The sequence below is a fragment of the Listeria cornellensis FSL F6-0969 genome (assembly GCF_000525855.1).
Classification (GTDB): Bacteria; Bacillota; Bacilli; order Lactobacillales; family Listeriaceae; genus Listeria_A; species Listeria_A cornellensis.
This window is the reverse complement of record NZ_AODE01000057.1, coordinates 1-2,526: the sequence shown is the minus strand read 5'-3', so window position 1 is coordinate 2,526 and position 2,526 is coordinate 1. Positions and strand designations below refer to the sequence as shown.

Annotated in this window: 4 protein-coding genes; all 4 read left to right on the top strand. The window is 39.5% G+C overall.

Annotation, left to right across the window (positions count from 1 at the left end; all coding sequences use genetic code 11):
• The first annotated feature begins 230 nt into the window (after nt 1-230).
• Nucleotides 231-305, top strand: a complete 75-nt coding sequence (locus PCORN_RS21465) for a hypothetical protein (protein WP_420912045.1) — start codon at nt 231-233, stop codon at nt 303-305.
• A gap of 269 nt (nt 306-574) precedes the next feature.
• Nucleotides 575-1,978, top strand: coding sequence for a leucine-rich repeat domain-containing protein (locus PCORN_RS16600; protein ID WP_036082643.1), 1,404 nt, complete (start codon nt 575-577; stop codon nt 1,976-1,978).
• Nucleotides 1,956-2,381 carry an InlB B-repeat-containing protein gene (locus tag PCORN_RS16595; RefSeq protein WP_036082641.1) on the top strand — a complete coding sequence of 142 codons (426 nt, stop codon included), beginning with the start codon at nt 1,956-1,958 and terminating at the stop codon, nt 2,379-2,381. Before PCORN_RS16600 ends, PCORN_RS16595 begins: the two co-directional genes overlap by 23 nt.
• Nucleotides 2,321-2,526, top strand: a 206-nt coding sequence (locus PCORN_RS21460; RefSeq protein WP_149024409.1) for an InlB B-repeat-containing protein, incomplete at its 3' end; no start/stop codon positions are given. The genes PCORN_RS16595 and PCORN_RS21460, both read left to right, overlap by 61 nt.

Genomic DNA, 2,526 nt, shown 5'->3' with positions numbered 1-2,526 from the left:
GTTAACAGCGGTCTGGAAGCAAGCGAATAGTATCCCGGTCGATCCAGTCAATCCGGTTACACCGGTGACGCCAAGTATCCCAGTGACGCCAGCACTCCCAAACCATCAGCATACAGTAGAAAATAAAGGCTATCAAACAGTACAAAAAATAAGTAAACAACCCGCAAAAAAAATCAAAAACAAACACAAGCAACTCGAAAAGATTACCCAAGACAGGAGAAACATCGAGTATAGCATCGCTAATGCTAGGGGTCCTGTTTATAATGAGTGGTTTGGCACATTTGGTCGTTAGAAGAAGAGATTGAACTACCATTTTTATGTATAATACAAAAAAAAATTTCGTAATGTGAAAAATTATACTATGATTTTATTGGAGTATAAAATTACATAATTCAGCTATAGCAACGTTTGTAAGCTTTTAGAGGTACCATTTTTGTAGTAAAATAAGCATAATAAAATTCACAAAAATGCCACAATTGAAACGTGTTAGCTGTGTTATACTTAATACTATAAAATGTAACAAAATTAACAATATAACCGTTTTGAAAATACATATAATTAGGAGGAACACAAAGTGAAGAAACTAAAAAGCAGCATCGCGGTATTATCAATCGTGGGATTATGTTTGCCGAGCGTCGTGATTGGCATGCCGGTAGTGGCAGAAACAACGGTAGAAGAAAGTGCAAAGTCGACGAAATTAGGAGCAGAGGCAGATCCGTCAGAAACTAAACCGCTTTTGGAATGGATCGAGGACCCATGGTTTGCGTTATATATTGCAGAAAGTTTGGGTGTTTCAAGAACAGCGAATGTCTCACGAGCTACGCTGGAGAATAGGAAAACATTGATACTATCGGATGAGTATGACCCAATTAAAATCAAATCTATGAAAGGGCTCGAAAACTTTAAGAATTTAACACGTCTTTCATTTTTTGGTGGAGAAGTACAAGATTATAGTCCGCTGAACGACTTGCATCAATTGACCAGCCTGACTCTAGGTCATTTTAACGGTATGAAATTGGATTTTATTAAAGAGATGCCACTATTAAAAAACCTTGTTATATACGATAGCCCCCTAACAGATATTTCTGCCTTAGCTAGCTTAAAAAGCCTGACACACTTAGCAGTGAACAGGGCTCAAGTAAAGGATATCAGCGTTATAAACCAAATGCCAAGCTTAGGTTTTGTTGGGTTCGATGGTAATCAAATAGAAGAAATACCAACATTACAAAACTCAGATCAGATGCATAATTTATCATTAAATCAGAATAAGATTAAGTCTGTCGAGGGATTAAAGGGACTAGATGCGTTAATAACGCTATCCATCACGGATAATCAGGTAGAAACTTTAGCGCCTTTACGCGGATTAACAGGCTTGCAAGAGTTGATCGCCATGAGAAATAAGATTCAAACAATGGAAGGTATAAATGAAATGACGGGACTTCAAGAACTGAACTTAGTGAGGAATGAGCTCATGGAAGTGATGCCAGTTACAAATCTTAAGGCGTTAAAGGAATTGTACGCCGATGGTAATCATATTTCAAACATCACACCATGGAAGGAGATGTCTGACGCTGTCGATTGGGGTGCGACTGGACAGACGTTTGATATACCAATACAAAAGATTGGTATAGGAGAGTCCTTGATTATTCCTAATATCATGGTCGATCGTGAAGGTGGAATTATTTCTTATATAGAAGCGTTTGATAAGGGGATATTTAATCCAGATTTGAACCAGATGACATGGGATAATCTTCAAGGAGAAGGAAGTGTCGATTATTTTTTTAGAGATAACTCTACTAAATATGCAGGAGTTGTCACAGTACCATATGAAGTCGTCGCAAGAAAGGCGCTGACATTTAATCAAACAACTGACGAAGAATCGATACCTTCTCAAGCCATTCTATTTGGTGACAAAGCAACAGAACCAGCAGAACCAACGAAAAAAAGGATATACATTGGAGGGGTGGATTTGGAATGATAATGGGACAGAGCGATTGTGGGATTTCGCGACAACCACGATGCCAGATCAAGATGTTGCGTTAGAACCAAAATGGAGCGCGAATACGTATCAGCTAACATACGACGGAAATGGAGCAGATGAGCACACGCTTGTACCAGTTGACCAAGTATTTACAGTAGAAGAACCATTACAAGTAGCGGGGCCTGCGACACTCGTTAAGACGGGATATCATTTCACTGGATGGAATTTGAAAGCAGACGGAACAGGAGAGAGCTATTCGACTGGACAATCTATCTCGGAAACGAATGATGTGACACTCTATGCGCAATGGGCAGCTAACAAATATACGATTCGATTTGAATTAAATGGTGGAGATTCCGAGATACCAGTAGCCCAAGTATTACGCGTGGAGAATACGTAACTGAGCCAGCTGTACCAAAAAGGGCGGGCTATCTATTCCAAGGATGGCAGGGAAGTGTAGATGGAGAAGAAATTATGTGGGACTTTAATCAAGATACAGTATCCGACCAAGATATGACGTTAACAGCGGTCTGGAAGCAAGCGAA